This is a genomic window from Streptomyces phytophilus (assembly GCF_013870535.1).
Classification (GTDB): Bacteria; Actinomycetota; Actinomycetes; order Streptomycetales; family Streptomycetaceae; genus Streptomyces; species Streptomyces phytophilus.
Window position 1 is genome coordinate 1 of sequence record NZ_JACBXC010001702.1, and the last position, 1,053, is coordinate 1,053.

Below are 1,053 nucleotides of genomic sequence, written 5' to 3' on the forward strand. Positions count from 1 at the left end.
CCGCGGCGGGGCAGCCGGCCCCCGGCGAGATACCAGCCGTGCACCGTGACGCCGATCCACCACGCCAGCACGACGGCCTGGAACCACGCGTTCCGTCCGGCCGTCGCCAGCAGGACGACGAGCACGAACGACACACCCGCGGCACCGACCGCGATCCGGGGCCGGCGGAGCATCCCGTAACCGATGCCCAGCAGCGAGGCGTTGGCCAGTCCGACGGCGTACGGGTCGCGGGGCCTCACGGGCACGGGCGCCAGCTCGTACACCGGGCGGTCGGGGCCGAACGAGAGTATGTCGGGCTCGGTGGGCTGGTGCTCTGCGCCGCCGGGCAGACCGGGCTCGGTGGGCTGCCCGGGTGCTGCGGGCTGCCCTGACTCTGCGGGCTGCCCGCGTTCGGACGGCGGCTCGCTGGGCTTCGGAGGAAACGCTTCCATCGTGATCCCTTTCTCGGGCGAGCCACCGGCGGCCGTCTCCATCCTTGGCCACCCGAGCCGGGAGGGGTCCCGGGAATACCCGCCCCCCGGCGGGTACTTCGGCCGCCAGAAGGATCGTGGCCCATCGCGGCCCCGCCGAACAGGCAGTTGCCGGCCTTGCCGCACGAGCCGGGAGCGCGACCGGCGCCGCGCGCCCCCAGCCCCTGTCTGACAAATCCCGCCTGCGTCGCGACGCCTGGCACGCACGCTCGCCGCGTTGTCGGGATCGACCGAATAGGCCCACTATGCGGTCGACCCTCCGCCTTGCGATCGCACGCACCAGACGCCGCGACACCCGCCCAGAGGGCGGACGGCGCTATTTGTCAGACAGGGCCTGGCGGGCGGGGCGCGCCGTACCCGCTACTGCGCCGTCAGCGCCTCCACGAGACCGTCCATCCCGTCGAAGTACCAGTCGAACTCGTCCGTCTCGGCCGGCGGGTCGCCCACCGGGCGCGGGACGTACGCCGTCCGCAGGCCGTTCTCCCGCGCCGCCCGTAGGTCCCAGGCGTGGGCGGCGACCATCAGCACACGCTCGGGCGGGCAGTCGGCGGCCTCGGCGGCGAGCCGGTAGACCTCCGGCGCC

2 protein-coding genes are annotated in these 1,053 nt (G+C 74.4%); both read right to left on the reverse strand.

Going from position 1 to position 1,053, the window contains the following annotated elements; translation table 11 throughout:
- Positions 1-431: 2TM domain-containing protein (locus H5J30_RS35355; protein ID WP_220189651.1), on the reverse strand; the 431-nt coding region annotated here is incomplete at its 3' end.
- 399 nt (positions 432-830) lie between these two features.
- The coding region (locus H5J30_RS35360; RefSeq protein WP_181791880.1) for an HAD hydrolase-like protein at positions 831-1,053 on the reverse strand (223 nt) is incomplete at its 5' end.